Annotated in this window: 13 protein-coding genes and 1 tRNA gene; 3 read left to right on the forward strand and 11 right to left on the reverse strand. The window is 67.4% G+C overall.

The annotated features are described in order from the left end of the window. Positions 1 to 265 (forward strand): DUF72 domain-containing protein (locus tag Q8R27_RS01225; protein ID WP_305697296.1); only part of this gene is annotated, 265 nt, incomplete at its 5' end. Between the two features lie 6 nt (positions 266 to 271). On the opposite strand, the gene xth is transcribed toward Q8R27_RS01225, so the two are convergent. The 7 genes from xth to Q8R27_RS01260 all read right to left on the reverse strand — a co-directional run bounded on the left by xth (position 272) and on the right by Q8R27_RS01260 (position 7394). Beyond that, positions 272 to 1048, reverse strand: a complete 777-nt coding sequence (gene xth, locus Q8R27_RS01230; protein ID WP_305697297.1) for an exodeoxyribonuclease III — start codon at positions 1046 to 1048, stop codon at positions 272 to 274. Continuing rightward, the gene (locus tag Q8R27_RS01235) at positions 1045 to 1212 is read right to left on the reverse strand and encodes a hypothetical protein (protein ID WP_305697298.1); all 168 of its coding nucleotides are present in this window, start codon (positions 1210 to 1212) and stop codon (positions 1045 to 1047) included. Before Q8R27_RS01235 ends, xth begins: the two co-directional genes overlap by 4 nt. A 55-nt stretch (positions 1213 to 1267) precedes the next feature. Continuing rightward, positions 1268 to 2065, reverse strand: a complete 798-nt coding sequence (locus tag Q8R27_RS01240; RefSeq protein ID WP_305697299.1) for a DJ-1/PfpI family protein — start codon at positions 2063 to 2065, stop codon at positions 1268 to 1270. 75 nt (positions 2066 to 2140) lie between these two features. Next, positions 2141 to 4204, reverse strand: coding sequence for a TonB-dependent receptor domain-containing protein (locus Q8R27_RS01245; protein WP_305697300.1), 2064 nt, complete (start codon positions 4202 to 4204; stop codon positions 2141 to 2143). 144 nt (positions 4205 to 4348) lie between these two features. Beyond that, positions 4349 to 4810 carry a hypothetical protein gene (locus Q8R27_RS01250; RefSeq protein ID WP_305697301.1) on the reverse strand — a complete coding sequence of 154 codons (462 nt, stop codon included), beginning with the start codon at positions 4808 to 4810 and terminating at the stop codon, positions 4349 to 4351. Positions 4811 to 4947: 137 nt separating this feature from the next. Further along, a complete protein-coding gene (locus Q8R27_RS01255) occupies positions 4948 to 5364 on the reverse strand; it encodes a nuclear transport factor 2 family protein (protein WP_305697302.1) in 417 nt (138 codons plus the stop codon). After that, complete coding sequence (locus tag Q8R27_RS01260) at positions 5361 to 7394, reverse strand: NADPH-dependent 2,4-dienoyl-CoA reductase (RefSeq protein ID WP_305697303.1); 2034 nt, start codon at positions 7392 to 7394, stop codon at positions 5361 to 5363. The genes Q8R27_RS01255 and Q8R27_RS01260 overlap by 4 nt, the downstream gene beginning before the upstream one ends. A gap of 538 nt (positions 7395 to 7932) precedes the next feature. On the opposite strand from Q8R27_RS01260, the gene Q8R27_RS01265 reads away from it, so the two are divergent. After that, a complete protein-coding gene (locus Q8R27_RS01265) occupies positions 7933 to 10140 on the forward strand; it encodes an ATP-binding protein (RefSeq protein WP_305697304.1) in 2208 nt (735 codons plus the stop codon). Between the two features lie 36 nt (positions 10141 to 10176). Here the strand turns inward: Q8R27_RS01265 and Q8R27_RS01270 are convergent. The 3 genes from Q8R27_RS01270 to Q8R27_RS01280 form a co-directional block, all read right to left on the reverse strand. After that, a tRNA-Ser gene (locus Q8R27_RS01270) sits at positions 10177 to 10266 on the reverse strand. 92 nt (positions 10267 to 10358) lie between these two features. After that, the gene (locus tag Q8R27_RS01275) at positions 10359 to 10757 is read right to left on the reverse strand and encodes a PaaI family thioesterase (protein ID WP_305697305.1); all 399 of its coding nucleotides are present in this window, start codon (positions 10755 to 10757) and stop codon (positions 10359 to 10361) included. Beyond that, positions 10754 to 12307, reverse strand: a complete 1554-nt coding sequence (locus Q8R27_RS01280; RefSeq protein ID WP_305697306.1) for a class I adenylate-forming enzyme family protein — start codon at positions 12305 to 12307, stop codon at positions 10754 to 10756. Before Q8R27_RS01280 ends, Q8R27_RS01275 begins: the two co-directional genes overlap by 4 nt. Before the next feature lie 202 nt (positions 12308 to 12509). Between Q8R27_RS01280 and Q8R27_RS01285 the strand changes: the two genes are divergently transcribed. Further along, positions 12510 to 13295 (forward strand): enoyl-CoA hydratase/isomerase family protein, encoded by a 786-nt coding sequence (locus Q8R27_RS01285; RefSeq protein ID WP_305697307.1) that lies wholly within the window; start codon positions 12510 to 12512, stop codon positions 13293 to 13295. A gap of 22 nt (positions 13296 to 13317) precedes the next feature. On the opposite strand, the gene Q8R27_RS01290 is transcribed toward Q8R27_RS01285, so the two are convergent. Beyond that, complete coding sequence (locus Q8R27_RS01290; protein ID WP_305697308.1) at positions 13318 to 15225, reverse strand: potassium transporter Kup; 1908 nt, start codon at positions 15223 to 15225, stop codon at positions 13318 to 13320. Between the last annotated feature and the right edge of the window lie 120 nt (positions 15226 to 15345).

The raw sequence follows: 15345 nt of genomic DNA on the forward strand, positions 1-15345 counted from the left end.
GATCGCCCATCGCATCGCCCGCGTGGCCGCCCACCCCGCGCCGCATCCGCTGGCGGCGTCGCCGGGCGGATGGTCGGGTCTGGCCTACTGGCGATTGCATGGCTCGCCGCGGATGTACGCCTCCGACTACGACGCCGCGGCGCTCCAGCCTCTCGCGGTTCGCCTGGCGGCGTGTAAGGCGCAGGAAATTTGGTGCATCTTCGACAACACCATGTACGGGGCGGCGGCGGCCAATGCCCTAACCCTGCAGGCTCTGACCGCCTGAGCTGGGTCAGGTTTCCGAAAGCTCGATCCATGTGGCCGCATGGTCGCTGGCCTTCTCGCGCTCGCGATAGGCGCGGTCGACGCCGGCGGCCTGCAGCCGCGGCTTCAACGACTGGCTCAGCAGCAGGTGGTCGATGCGCAGACCGGCGTCTCGGGCCAGTGCATTCCGCAGGTACTTCCAGAAGGTGTAGATGCGCTCGCCAGAATGCAGCTCGCGGACGGCATCGGTCCAGCCGTCCTCCAGCAGCCGCGCATAGGCTTCGCGAACCTTCGGATGGAAGAGCGCGTCGTCGACCCAGCGTTCCGGCGCGTAGACGTCTAGGTCGGTGGGCATGACGTTGAAGTCTCCGGCGACCACCACAGGCTGCTTCGTCGAGGCCAGCCATTGCATGTGCGTGCGCAGGCGCTGGTACCAGGCCAGCTTGAACTCGAACTTCGGGCCCGGCTGCGGATTGCCGTTGGGCGCGTAGAGGCAGGCCACGATCACCCCGCCCACCGCCGCTTCTATGTAACGGCTCTGCGTATCCTGCGCGTCGCCGGGCAGCCCGCGTCGCGTCTCGATCGGCTGGGCGTCGCGGGCGAGGATCGCCACGCCGTTCCAGCTCTTCTGCCCGTGCCAGATAGCCCCGTAGCCGGCAGCCTCGATCTCAGCCAGAGGGAAGCGTTCCTGCGGCGCCTTCAGCTCCTGCAGGCAGACGACATCCGGGGCGGTGTCGGCCAGCCAGTCCAGCAGGTTGACCAGCCGGCCGTTGACGCCATTCACGTTGTACGTGGCGATCCTCAACGGTCGCCGCGGTCGCCGTCGCCCTTTTTGACCTTGGTCTTGGCCTTCTGGCGGGCGTCGGCAGACAGCGACTTGCCGACGTCGACGACCTCCTTGAACTGACCCTTGTCGTCTCGGCGCACGAACCGCTTGTCTGTGCCGGTGTCGATGAGTTCGCGGGGCATGGGGCTCTCCTTCGCTTGAGAACGAGGGAATCGGCGAACCGCAGATCCGTTCCCGTCAGCCGGCGGGCGAAGCGACCGCGGCCAGACGTGCGGCCTCGATGTCGGCGGCGCGACTGGTCATCAGGTGGTCGACCAACGCCTTGCTGGCGGTGGTCGGGCTGCCGGAGTTGAACGGCGGGTGCGGGTCGTACTCGAACACCAGCTGCAGCATCCGCGCATAGGGCTCGCCGCGCAGCATGGCGACGATCTGCAGACCGAAATCGATTCCCGCGGTGACGCCCGCGCCGGTGATGCGGTTGCGGTCGATGACCACGCGATCGGGGACCAGCTCGGCGCCCATCAGCGGCAGCAGTTGGCGCACCTGCCAGTTGCCGGTGGCCTTGTAGCCTTTCAGCAATCCTGCGGCGCCCAGCACCAGCGTGCCCGTGCAGATGCCGGTGATGTACTTGGCCCGACCACCCCGGTCGGCGAGGAAATCCAGCGTGGCGGGATCGCGCATCTGCTTGATCGAACCCTTCAGGCCGCCCGGCACGAACAGGATGTCGAGGTCCTTGGGGCAGGTGGCGAAGCTCGCGTCCGCCGGATAGATCAGCCCGGTGTCGGATCGCACCGGCGCGCCGTCCGCCGAAACCAGCCGCACCTCTACATTGCCCAGCGCCTTGAAGAAGGTGTGCGGCCCGATCAGGTCCAGGGTCACGAACCCGGGGAAGATCACCATGGCGACCTGGGTCGGTGGGCCTTCCAGCTTGGGGTGGAACATCTCGGCGTGCATGCCCTGGGCCTGGGCGCCTTCGCTCAGCAGGGCCGCGGCGGCCGCCGCCGCGGCGGCGATCTGGAAGTCACGGCGGTTCATCGGCGTGTTCCTGTGTTCAGGAGAGCGCCGTCCGGACCCGCCGCGTGTGCGACAGGTCCGGACGGGTCCTTGGGCTTAGAACGCGTAGGCTATCCCGCCGAACACCGAGCGGCCTTCGCCGGGGAAGAACACCGCTGTCGAAACGCCCGGGATGCGCGCGTCGGTCACCGCCGAGAAGTTCGAGATGTAGGCCTCGTCGGTGAGGTTGCGCGCGTCCAGGAAGACGCTGATCCCGTTGTCGAAGCTCCACCCGGCGTTCAGGTTCAGCAGGGCGAACGACGGCGCCTTCAGCGTGTTGGCGTAGTCGACCCAGGCATCCTTCGGGGTCCACTGCACGCTGGGCGCGACGAACCAGCCGGCCGCGTTCTGGTAGCGCAGCTCGGCCCGATACAGATGCTCAGGCACCACCGGAAGCTGGTTCTTGCCGTAGACCTTGTCCCCGTCGAACTTGAAGTCGTTCCAGGTGTAGGTCTGCTTCAGCCGCAGGCCTTCAGCGATCTGCCAGTCGACGCCGGCCTCGACGCCTTGGTGGATTGTGTCGCCGGCGTTGAAGGTCGCCGCTGGGATGCCCAACGCCGGGTTGACCTGGAAGGTCAGCAACTCGTGCTGCAGCTCGGCGCGATAGACCACTACGTCGAAGGTCAGCGGGCCCATCTTGCCGCGCGCGCCGACTTCGCCGGTCCAAGCCTCCTGCGGTTTCAAGGCCGTGAAGCCGGTGGCCTGAGGCGCCAGGGCGCTGAAGTTCGGGGGTTCGACCGACTTCGTGACGTTGGCGTACACCTGGGTGCCGCCTTCACCTTCCCACAGCAGGCCGATCCGCGGCGCGAACCAGTCGTAGTCGGCCTTGATGTTGGCGTCGAATGTCGCCGCCTGGCCCGGAACCCGATAGCCCGTGTAGTCGCGCTTGGCCTGGCCGTAGGTGCCGCCGGCGACAAGGGCCAGTTGATCCGTGACGAACAGGCGGCCTTCACCGAAGACGTCGAAGGCCTTGGCGTTCTGCTTGGCCTTCGCGGTCAGGGCGCCGCGCGAACCGCGCACGTTCACCCACTGGCGGGCGTCGTTGTCGCCGGTCCGTGCATAGAGACCGTAGAAGGCGTCAGCGCGCTTGCCGCCCAGTTCGCCCTTCCAGTTGAAGCGTCCGAAGACGCCCCAGTTGCGGCTCTCCTGGTCGACGACCGCGAAGATTGGGTGATCGAGCTGCTTCCAGGTGCCGTAGAGGCCCGAGTCCAGTGTCGTGGATTCCGACAGGCGCCAGTGGCTCTGCAGGCTGCCGCGGACCGTACCCATGTCGCGCTGGTAGTTCTGGGCGAGGTTCATCGGGTTGGCGAGCTTCGGCGTGTTGAGCGCCGACGCGAGGGTGACCGCGCCGTTGATCTCCTGGTGGACGTAGCCGGAGTTGATGATCAGACGGATGTCGTTCTCGTCGCCGAAGCTGCGCCCGACGTTCATCGAGAAGTACTGCTGCTGGCCGTCCGAGTTCTGGCGGAAGCCGGTTTGCTCGGCCCCGGTGACGCCCGCAAATCCGTCCCAATCGCCCCACACCCGCGCCGCTTCGGCGTGGACACGGTAGTTGCCGAACGAGCCGCCGTCCGCACGGACCAGAGTTTCGGCGCCGTTGTTGCGGCCGCTCGGGGTGACGATGTTGATCGCACCGCCCAGCAGCGAGCCGCCGAAGCGAAGCGCGTTGCCGCCCTTATAGACCTCGGTGTAGCGGGCGATCATCGGATCGACGAGCTGGAAGTCGCCGAAGCCATCGGCCTCATTCCACGGCACGCCGTCCTGGGCCAGCAGCAGGCCGCGATTGTGCGTCGAGTTGCCGATGCCGGAACCGCGGATCGACAGGCGCAGGTCGCCGCCCCACTTCTTCTCGGCATAGACCCCAGGAACGTCGCGCAGGATTTCGGCGAGGTTCGGCGTGAAGCGGGCCTTGTAGGATTCCGCCGAGATGACGGCGACCGAACCCGGTGTCTCGGAGAGGCGCGCGCGCGCCTCGGCGACCACGGGCGGGTCTTCGCTGTTCGGGGTGGCGGTGACGATGACGCTGTCGACCGTGTAGCCGCGATCGGCTTCGGCGGCGTGGCTGAGCGCCGGCGCGGCCAGCGCGAGCGCGGCCACGCCGGCGAGAAGGAGGGTCTTCATGTGAGTCGAGTCCTTGAGCCGGCGCGGGAGAGCGCTACGGCCGATTGATCTGAGATGACGAGCCGGCGTCGCCGTCGCGCCGTCAGGACGGAGCGGGCGGCGCGTGGCCGAGCGGTGTCCGCGCCCTAGACGGCGCAGATCTGCTCAGATCGTTGGAGGGCCTCGGGCAGGGGGCGGCGGCGCGGACAGACCGCGTCCCGGGATGATGTCGCGCCAGGCGGCGGACGGGGTATCGGCGACGTAGAGGGTGGGCGCCTCGGTGGACTCTGCGATCAGGCTGGGCGCGGGCGCGCCTGCGCCATGGCCGGCGAACACGCATTCGCTATGGGAGCGCGAGACGTCCTTGTTGCCGTCCGGATCGCCTTTGTGGCCGTGAGGCGTGGACGCGACGGCCATGTCGGCCATCTCGACGCCCATCGTCATGTGGCTGCCGGACGACGCCGCGCCGGGCAGCTCGCCGACGCAGGGGATCAGCCGCGGCGCGCCGTCTTCGACAGAGATCATGAAGCCGGCAGGGATCGCCGCGCGAAGCGCGAGCGCCATCATTGCGAACGTCACCGCGACGCCACGCAACCGCCAGCCTTTGATCTTTGCGTACAGTTTCATCACAGCCCCACCCAACCTTCGACACGTCCGCGGAGGACGCGCAAGGCCAGGCTTCCATGAGCCGGCAATACTGCCGCGCTGGGTCGAAAGTTCACAGCCGGTGGTGCAAAATTGATGCAGCGCAGCGCAAGGCGCTCTCAGTCTGTCAGTCGCGCCGCGTGATAGACGAGCTGCCGCCACCCGGCCGGCGTGCGCGTCCAGACTGCGCTGATGCAGGTTCGCAGGTTGATGGCGGCCTGGGATTCGCCCGCCCGCGCGATCGCCACCGCCAGTTCCGTCGTCACCGCGGCGACGTCACCTTCGACCACCACCGTCTCCGGCTTCAGCGGTTCGAACGCCATGAAACGCATCGTGCGTCCAAGGCTCGCGATGACTTCCGCCTTGGTCTCGATCTGGCCATGGGTGTGGATATGCAGCAGCCGGTCGGACAGCAGCGCTTCCAGCGTCGCTGCGTCCAGGGCGATCATCGCCGCGCGTCGACGCAACTCCGCCGCCAGCACCTGTTGCTCGTCGTTCGTCCGCGGCGCTACGGCGCCCGCTCCGCCGGTGCTCACGCCACCGCCGCCAGCCGGCTCGCCTGATCGATCGCGCGCTTGGCGTCCAGCTCCACCGCCTCGAACGCGCCGCCGACCAGCACCGCGCGCCTGCCGGCGTCCGCCAGAGCGTCATACAGCTCGCGCTTGGGTGTCTGGCCGGCGCAGATGATCACCGTGTCGACCTCGAACAGCACGTCCTCGCCGCCGACGCGGGCGTGCAGGCCGGCGTCGTCAACCTTCACGTACTCGACCCCGCCGATCATCCGCACGCCGCGCCGCTGCAGGGTCAGGCGATGGGTCCAGCCGGTGGTGCGGCCCAGCGTGCGTCCCAGCCGGTCGGCCGTGCGCTGCAACAGCACGACCTCGCGGCCCGAAGACGCCACCTGAGGCGCCACCCCGGTCACGCCGCCGCGCGGATGGTTGGCGAAATCGATGCCCCATTCGCGGGCGAACACATCGACGTCCAAAGCGGCCGACGTTCCCGCGTGTGTGATCAGCTCGGCCACGTCGAAGCCGATGCCGCCCGCGCCGATGATCGCCACCCGCCGACCGATGGGTCGCCGGCCGAGGATCGCGTCCACGTAGCCCACCACCTTGGGATGGTCGACGCCGTCGATGTCCGGGGTGCGCGGCTCGACGCCGGTCGCCACCACCACCTCGTCGTAGCCCGCGGCCTCCAGCGCGCCTGCATCCACGGCCACGCCCAGCCGCAACTCAACGCCCAGGGTGTCGATCATCCGGCGGTAGTAGCGGAGCGTCTCGTCGAACTCCTCCTTGCCGGGGATGCGGCGCGCCAGATTGAACTGTCCGCCGATCTCGTCGGCCTGTTCGAACAACGTCACCTGGTGCCCCCGCTGAGCTGCGACCGTGGCGTAGGCCAGGCCGGCGGGACCCGCGCCGACCACGGCGATGCGTCGGGGTTGTTCCGCCGCGGGGTAGTTCAGCTCCGTCTCGTGGCAGGCGCGCGGATTGACCAGGCAGCTCACCAACCGCCCAGTGAAGCCGTGGTCCAGGCAGGCCTGGTTGCAGGCGATGCAGGTGTTGATCTCGTCTTCGCGCCCGTCGCGCGCCTTGGCCACCAGGTCGGGATCGGCCAGCATCGGCCTGGCCATCGACACCAGGTCGCCGTCGCCGCGCGCCAACACGTCCTCGGCCACCTGGGGCATGTTGATGCGGTTGCTGGTGATCACCGGGGACTTCACCGCCTGCCGCAGCCGGCCGGTGACCTGGGTGAAGGCGGCCCTTGGCACCATGGTGGCGATGGTCGGCACCTGGGCCTCGTGCCAGCAGAAATGGGTGCTGATGATCGTCGCCCCCGCCGCCTCGACGCCTTGCGCCAGCGCCGTCACCTCGTTCCAGGCGAGGCCGCCCTCCAGCATGTCCATGGCCGGGATGCGGAAGATGACGATGAACTTCGGACCTACCGCCTCGCGCACCCGGCGCACCACCTCCACGGCCAGCCGCATACGGTTATCGAAACTGCCGCCCCAGCGGTCGGTGCGCAGGTTGGTCTTCTCCACCAGGAAGGTCGACAGCAGATAGCCGGCCGAACCGATGATCTCCACGCCGTCGTAGCCGGCCGACTGGGCCAGCGCCGCGCAGTTGGCGAAGTCGCGGATCTGCTTCTCGATCCCCGCCTCGTCCAGTTCGTTGGGCATGTAGGAGCCGATGCGCGAGCGCACCGCCGAGGGGGCGACGCAGTCGGGCGTGCGAGCCAATGCGCCCGCATGCAGGATCTGCATGCAGATCTTGACGTCCGGATCTGCGGCGTGAACCGCCTCGGTGACGATCCGGTGGCCCTGCGCCTCGGCCGGCGTGGTCAGCGCGCTTCCGGGGCCGGCCTCATCGTTGGGCGCCACGCCGCCGGTGATGATCATCCCCACCCCGCCACGCGCCCGCTCGGCAAAGAACGCCGCCTGCCGCTCGAAGCCGTCGGCGAGTTCCTCCAGCCCCGTATGCATGGAGCCCATGACGGCCCTGTTCTTCAGCTGCGTGAACCCCAGGTCCATCGGCGTGAACAGGTGTGGATAGCGGGCATGGTCGGTCATCGCGTCGATCCTGGAATTTTGACCCGCGCACTAGAATATCGCCCGCGCCCTGCGTCGAGCCTATCCCTGCGTCAAACAGCAGAGTCCGAGGCGCTCCGCCGCCCGTCGCGATCCCGGCGCCCGCTCACCCTGCACAGCATCTGACGTCGGCGGGTTGGATAATGCGCTTACGTTGCACTATAGAAGTGCTTTTTACATAGAAAAATCAAACAACATCAAGGCATGTAACTTCTATTATTACTTACAATATTAAAACATCGCATAATAATATTCACTGATGTTGTAATATAATTATATGAAAGTAGATTATATTTCAAAATATTATTGAACATCATAGCGCATGGAATTTTATTCCTGTAGATTATATACAGATATGAATCAGAAATCGTGTATGAATACGTAGCAATAATCCATCTGCGTCGAATAATCGCAGGGATATTTTATTCCATTTTTACACCCAAGATGCCCGTTATGTCAGAACCGAGCGATGACAATGTTCTCCGAATTGCACCTGATGTCTCATCATAATTGGTGGCTCGTGGCCCTCGCGGTCGCGGTCTGCGCGATTGCGACCAGCACAGCGTTGCGTCTGACGATGCTTGGAGCCCGGCCTAAGACGGCGCCGCATGCCGGCTGGCTGGTTTTCGGGGGCGTGGTCGGAGGGCTGGGAGCCTGGGCGACCCATTTCATCGCCATGTTGGCCTACGATCCAGGGCTCGCCACGTCCTTCGCACTCAGCGGCACCCTCGGCTCGCTCGTCATCGTGGTCTTTGCGGGCGCGATCGCGGTGCTGGCTGCGGTCCACACGCCCAAGCCCTGGAACATCCTGGCCTGGGGGGCGACCTTCTCAGCCGGCGTCGGCGCGATGCATTACATCGGCATGGCGGCGTTGCGGGTTCCGGGTGTGATGACATGGAATCCGCTTGCGGTGTCGATGTCGATCGCCGTCGGCGGCCTGTTGGCCATGTCGGCGCTTTGGATTTTGGAAAAGGCCCAGACGATAACCCGGCAGTTCCTGTGCTCGGCCATCATGGTGATGGCGATTTGCGGTCTGCATTTCATCGGCATGATGGGGCTGGTCATAAGTCACGATCCTACCGTCGCCATGCCGGCGGAGGTGCTCGATCATCGGTTGATCGCTGTCCAGATCGTCGCGGTGATGGGTTTGCTGGTCCTCGCCGGAGCCGCCACGATGTGGGGCGAATCCCGCGCTCAGAACAACGCGCTGCGTCTGTTCCGCTCCGTCATCGACGCAATGCCGCAGGCCCTGGCCTACTTCGACGCCGAGCATCGTCTGGTCCTGGGGAACGGGGCCTATCGCCGCGAACTGGCTGGGATCGGGCTCGTTTACGAGGAGGGGCTCACGCTTCGCGAGATCATGCTCACCGCGGCGACCCGCGGCGGCGGCTGGGCTGGTTGGGTCGAGGCGGGGCTGGAGCGCTGGGCCGACGGCCCTACGACCTTCGACCAAGAGACTTCGGATGGACGCATCCTGCGCTTGGAGTCCAACCGGACCGACAACGGCGGTTCGATCGTCGTGTTCACCGATATCACGGACCTCACCAGGCAGGCTGAGGATCTGGTCGTCGCGCGCGACCTCTCGGAGGCCGCGACGCGGGCCAAAAGCTCCTTCCTGGCGACCATGAGCCACGAGCTTCGCACACCCTTGAACGGCGTGCTCGGGATGGCTCAGGCTATGGCCGCCCATGAGCTCTCCGAGCCGCAACGCGAACGGCTCGAGGTCATGCAGCAATCAGGCAAGGGCCTGTTGTTGATCCTCAACGACGTGCTGGACCTGGCCAAGATCGAAGCCGGCAAGGTCGAGCTGGAGATCATTGAGTTCGATCTGGCCGCCGCCGTCGCGGCCCCGCACTCGGCGCTCGCGGCCCTCGCAAAGGAGAAGGGGCTCTATTTCGACGTCAGCATCGACGACGCCGCGCAAGGGACCTATCGCGGCGACCCTGCGCGCCTGCGCCAGATCATCTACAACCTGCTGGCCAACGCCGTGAAGTTCACGCTGGAAGGCGGCGTCCGGGTCTCGATCCACCGCCAGGGCGACGTTGTGGAATTCGTCATCGCCGACAGCGGCATCGGCATGACCAACGAGCAGGTGGGTCGTCTCTTCCAGAGGTTCGTCCAGGCGGACGCGTCGACCACCCGCCAGTTCGGCGGCACCGGCCTGGGTCTCGCCGTCAGCGGCGACCTCACGCGGCTGATGGGCGGCGCCATCACCGTCGAGTCGACGATGGGCGAAGGCTCGCGCTTCACCTTGACGCTGCCGCTCCAACGGTTGTGTGACGCTGGCCACGCCGAGCCAGTCCGCGCGGCGCCTGCATTTGACGACCTTGATCTGCAGATCCTGGCCGCGGAGGACAACGCGACCAACCGGCTGGTCCTGAAGACGCTGCTTGAGCACGCGGGCGTCACGCCGGTAATCGTCGAGGACGGCGCCCAGGCGGTCGAGGCCTGGGCTGCCGGCGATTGGGACGTGATCCTGATGGACGTGCACATGCCGGTGATGGACGGCGTCTGTGCGACCCGCGAGATCCGCCGTCGCGAGTTGGCGACGTCGCGGCCCAGGACGCCGATCATCGCCGTGACCGCCAACGCCATGGCCCATCATATCGAGGAATACCGCATGGCCGGCATGGACGGCCATGTCTCCAAGCCGATCGATCTGGCGCTGCTGCTGGCCGCGATCGACACCGCCCTCGCCGACGCCCCCGCCCTGGCGATGGAGGCTTAGGCCCTAGGGCGACAGCCGAGGCGCATCAGGCGGCTATGGCGGAGAGGGTGGGATTCGAACCCACGGTACCCTCGCGGGTACGCCGCATTTCGAGTGCGGTGCTTTCGACCACTCAGCCACCTCTCCGTGAGGGTATCTAACAGGCTACACCGAAGGCGGCCCGCCGAGCGAGGCGCGGAACCTAGCTATCTGGGGGCGAGCGCGCAAGCCGCCTCGCGTCAGCGGGGATAGAGCACGATCTGCGTACAGCGGAAGAGCGCCAGCGTGCGCCCGCTCTCCTCGTGCGTCACCACCGCATCCCACACCTGGGTCGAGCGGCCGGCATGGGCGCAGGTCGCCTCGCAGGCGATTGCGCCATCGCGCGCGGCGCCCAGGAAGTTGGACTTGAGCTCGATGGTGGTGAACCCTTCCGCGCCCTTTGGCAGCGCCGCCATGCAACCGTAGCCGCAGGCGGTGTCGGCCAGCGCGATCAGGCAGGCGGCGTGCAGGAAGCCGTTCGGCGCCATGTGATGGCGCGCGATCGCGAAGCGCCCGCGCACCTTTTCCGGCCCGACCTCCATCCACTCCAGTCCCAGCAGGTCCGGCAGAAGACCGGCCTGGTCGGGGTGCGCGGTCACGCCAGGGTCTTGCTCGGCTGATAGGCGTCGCGCAGTTCTCGCTTGAGGATCTTGCCGTTGTGATTGCGCGGCAGGACGTCGAGGAACTGCAGGTCCGAGGCGCGCTGGGTCTTGCCCAGGCGTGCGTTCAGCCAGTTGCGCATCGCCTCGGCGTCGCCGATTGCGCCGGCCCGCAGCACCACGAAGGCCACCGGCGTCTCACCCCAACGGTCGGAGGGCACGCCGACCACGGCCGCGTCGCTGACGTCGGGGTGGTTGGCCAGTTCCTGCTCCAGGTCGCTCGGATAGACGTTGAAGCCGCCGGAGATGATCATGTCCTTCTTGCGGTCGACGAGCTGCAGGAAGCCGTCCTCGTCCAGCTTGCCCAGATCGCCCGTGCGGATGAAGGTCAGGCCGTCCGGCGACACCCACTCGATCTCGCGCGAGCGGTCCGGCTGGTTGTGGTAGCCCTGCATAGCGTTGTCGGAGCGACCGACCACTTCGCCCAGTTCGCCCAGCGCCACCTCGCGGCCATCCTCGTCGATGATGCGGATCTCGGCGCCCGGGCCTGGCCGGCCGACGGTGTGCAGCTTGTGGGGAAATTCGTGCGCCGCCAGGGCGGTGCCGCCGCCGCCCTCGGTCATGCCGTAGCTCTCCTGCAGGCCGCCCGGCCAGCGACGGAGGACTTCTGACTTCATGTTCACCGAGAACGGCGCTCCGGCCACGTGCTTCATGCGGAACGACGAAAGGTCGCGGCGGTCGAAGTCCGGGTGCTCGAGGATCCGGTGCACCTGCACCGGCACCATCATGGCGTGGGTCACCCGGTGGCCTTCGGCCAGCCTCAAGAACTCGCCGACGTCGAACTTGGCCATCACCACCGCCGTGCCGCCATGCGTCAGGGTCGGCAGCAGGCTGAGCAGCGCCATGTTGGAATAGATGCTGAGCGAGACCAGCGAGACCGCGTCCGCACCATAGGCGAGGCCGCGGAACTGACGCCAACGCATGCGGTGGGCGTGGACGATGCCCTTGGGCACGCCCGTGGTGCCTGACGAGTAGATGATGTTGAACGGACGATCCGGGTCGAAGGCGACCTCGTTTGCGCGCGCACCGACGGGCGCCAGCCACGTCGAGAACGCTTCGCCGGCGTCGGAGCCGTCCAGCGCGACGCGTTTGGCGAGGATATCGTCGCCTGACTCCTTCATCGGTTCCCAGACCTTGGCGTCGAAGAACGCGACCCGGGCGCCGGAATCCTTCAGCAGCAGCACCAGGCTGTGCGGCGCCAGCGACGTCGGGATCGGCGCCGCTGCGCCGCCGGCGCGCACCGCGCCCAGCAGCGCCGCTACCGCTTCCATGGTCCAGCCGCTGACGCAGATCGCCACGACCTCGCCGGGTTGCAGACCCTCCCGTTGCAGCGAGGCCGCCACTCGGTCCACCACCGCGTCCAGCTCGGCATAGGTCAGCGCCTGGTCGCCGCAAACCACGGCGGTCCGGTCCCCATGCTCCAACGCCCGCGCATGCAGCAGGTCCGAGAACGATCCCAACTCCTGACCGAGCAACTCCGCGACAGACATCTGAGCGCCTCCCCTATTTTGTCCACAGTTGTAGCGGTGACGCCGGGGCGCCGCACTCGAAATCCATGCACGGCGCGCGACGCCCGCCGCCTGCGTCAGCGAGGCTCACAAGGGATTGCGGCGGATTCCCGGTGGGGCCATGGTTTCGGCCTCCGGTCCCCAAGATGACGGCCGGCTTGTTGCAGTGAATGGGATTTCGACCATGAAGGACACCTATGGCGCTCACGTCAGCGTGGCGCTCGACGGACGTCACGTGGCGATCGTGGAGATCGACGCGCCGCCGCACAATTTCGCCAACGTCGAGATGATCCGCGGCCTCGCCGAGGCGCTGGAGGCCCTGGATCTGGAGAACGACTGTCGCGCCGTGGTGCTGGCCGCGACCGGCAAAAGCTTCTGCGCGGGCGCCGACCTTGGCGGTTCGGCAGGCCTGGGCGCTGGCGGCATGCCGGCGATCCGCGAGCTCTATGAGAACGGCATCCGCCTGTTCGCCACCCAGAAGCCGATCGTCGCCGCCATCCAGGGCGCCGCGGTCGGCGCGGGCCTCGGCCTGGCGATGATCGCCGACTTCCGGGTCGCGGCGCCCGAGGCGCGCTTCACCGCCAATTTCGTCAAGCTGGGCTTTCATCCGGGCTTCGGCCTGACCGAGACCTTACCGCGCGCCATCGGCCGCCAGCGCGCCGCGCTGCTGTTCCTGACCGGTCGCAGGATCAAGGCGGACCAGGCTCTGGAGTGGGGCCTGGCCGATCAGGTCGTCCCGCTTCAGGAGCTGCGCACCGCCGCCGGCGCGCTAGCCCGCGAGATCGCCGAGAACGCGCCGCTCGCGGTCGTCGCCACCCGCGAGACGATCCGCGGCGACCTCGCCGGCCTGGTCCGCGCCCGCACCGCCATCGAGTTCGAGAAACAGTCGATGCTGCGGGTCACAGATGACTACGCCGAGGGCGTGCTCGCGGTGGCTGAACGGCGTCCAGGAAACTTCGCCGGCCGCTGAGCCGGCGACGCGCCCGGTCGGGCTAGAGCGTCACCTGGGCCCCCAGCTCGACCACCCGCGACGGCGGGATCTGGAAGAAGTCGGCGGTGCGCGCGGCGTTGCGCGACAGGAACATGAACAGCAGGTCGCCCAACCGGCCAAGCCCTGGCTGGGCGCGGGCGATCAGCGTGCGCCGGCTGAGGAAGAACGACGTCCGCATGATGTCGAACTTCAGGCCCTGCGCGCGCGCCAGCGACAGGCCGCGGGCGACGTTGGGCTGTTCCATGAAGCCGAAGCGCAGGGTCATCGCCTTGAACCCCGGAGCGATGTCGTTCACCTCGACTCGCTCGTCGTCGGCGACGCTGGGCCGGCGCACCATGCGCACGGTCAGCAGCACCACCTGTTCGTGCAGCACCTGGTTGTGCTTCAGGTTGTGCATCAGCGCAGCGGGCGCCGAGCCCGGCTCGGTGGTCAGGAACACCGCGGTGCCCTTGGCGCGCATCGGCGGTCGCTCGCTCAGCATGGCCACGACGTCGTCCAGCGGCACGTGCGGCTCCCGCGCCGCCAGCCGCCGCGCCCCACGCATCCAGGTCCAAATCACCACGATCATCGCCCCGGCTATCGCCAGCGGCACATATCCGCCGTGCGCCACCTTCAGCAGATTGGCGGCGGTGAAACCCGTTTCCACCACCAGGAACGGTGCGAACAGCGCTGCGGCCAGCCACAGCGGCCGCTTGTGCAGACGATGCACGGCGATCACGGCCAGCACCGTCGAGGTCATCATCGCGCCGACCACGGCGATGCCATAGGCGGACGCCAGGGCGCTGGACGACCCGAAGCCCAGCACCAGGGCGGCGACCCCGAACGCCAGGATCCAGTTGACCTGCGGCGCATAGATCTGGCCGGCGTGGTCCTGCGAGGTCGAGATCAGGGTCATGCGCGGCAACAGCCCCAGCTGCACCGCCTGGCGAGTCAGCGAGAAGGCGCCGGAGATCACCGCCTGGCTGGCGATCACCGTCGCCGCCGTGGCCAGCAGCACCAGGGGCGCCTGGAACCATTCCGGGGCCATCAGGAAGAACGGGCTGGCCGCCGCCTTGGCGTCGCGCAAAACCAGAGCCCCTTGGCCCAGGTAGTTCAGCGTCAGGCTGGGGAACACCAGGCCGAGCCACGCCGCCTGTATGGGCTTGCGGCCGAAATGGCCCATGTCGGCGTAGAGCGCCTCGGCGCCGGTGACCGTCAGGAACACCGACCCCATGACCGCCGGCGCCAGGACTGGATGGGCGGCGAAGAGCGCCAGCCCGGTGGTGGGATTCAGGGCGTGCAGGACTTGCGGCGCCTGGACGATCTGGGCCAGACCGAGGATTGCGATCACCGCGAACCACACCGCGCAGACCGGCCCGAACCAGCGTCCGACCCCGCCGGTGCCGTGCTTCTGCACGGCGAACAGCCCGATCAGCAGCACCACTGCGATGGGGACGATGAAGGCGTCCAGCCGCCCCTGAAGCACGTCGATCACCGACAGCCCTTCCACCGCCGACAGCACCGAGATCGCCGGGGTGAGGATCGCATCTCCGAAGAACAGGCCGGCGCCCAGCATCCCGATCGCCGCGATGCCCATAGCCCCGCGTCCGCCGACCCGCTGGACCAGCGCCATCAACGCCAGGATGCCGCCTTCGCCGCGATTGTCGAAGCGCATCAGCACCAGAACATACTTGACCGTGACGATCAGCATCAGGGTCCAGAACATCAGCGAGACGACGCCGATGATGTCGGCCGAAGCCAACGCGCCATCGGTCGCGCGCAGGTGGGCGATCGATTCCTTGAACGCGTAGAGCGGGCTGGTGCCGATATCCCCATAGACCACGCCCGCCGACCCGAGCGCCAAGGCCAGGAAGGCCCCGCGCTTGGCGTGGGAGGCAGGCGCCGTGTCAACGGCGTCGATGGCGGCCATGGAGGCATCCTGTTCAGACGTAGGGAACCGCCTCTGTCGCGCTACTCGACATAAAGATCCCATGTGGTTGTGAGGCGGGGAGGGTTGGTTCGCCTTGCAACCGCCGCTGTGCGGGGCCTC

Source organism: Phenylobacterium sp., from assembly GCF_030697305.1.
GTDB lineage: Bacteria > Pseudomonadota > Alphaproteobacteria > Caulobacterales > Caulobacteraceae > Phenylobacterium.

Excerpts from the sequence above, each read along its gene's own strand:
- Q8R27_RS01235 (WP_305697298.1), bottom strand. The coding sequence starts at position 1,212 with ATGCCCCGCGAACTCATCGACACCGGCACAGACAAGCGGTTCGTGCGC.
- Q8R27_RS01280 (WP_305697306.1), bottom strand. The coding sequence starts at position 12,307 with ATGTCTGTCGCGGAGTTGCTCGGTCAGGAGTTGGGATCGTTCTCGGAC.
- Q8R27_RS01245 (WP_305697300.1), bottom strand. The coding sequence starts at position 4,204 with ATGAAGACCCTCCTTCTCGCCGGCGTGGCCGCGCTCGCGCTGGCCGCG.
- Q8R27_RS01250 (WP_305697301.1), bottom strand. The coding sequence starts at position 4,810 with ATGAAACTGTACGCAAAGATCAAAGGCTGGCGGTTGCGTGGCGTCGCG.
- Q8R27_RS01290 (WP_305697308.1), bottom strand. The coding sequence starts at position 15,225 with ATGGCCGCCATCGACGCCGTTGACACGGCGCCTGCCTCCCACGCCAAG.
- Q8R27_RS01260 (WP_305697303.1), bottom strand. The coding sequence starts at position 7,394 with ATGACCGACCATGCCCGCTATCCACACCTGTTCACGCCGATGGACCTG.
- Q8R27_RS01285 (WP_305697307.1), top strand. The coding sequence starts at position 12,510 with ATGAAGGACACCTATGGCGCTCACGTCAGCGTGGCGCTCGACGGACGT.
- Q8R27_RS01240 (WP_305697299.1), bottom strand. The coding sequence starts at position 2,065 with ATGAACCGCCGTGACTTCCAGATCGCCGCCGCGGCGGCGGCCGCCGCG.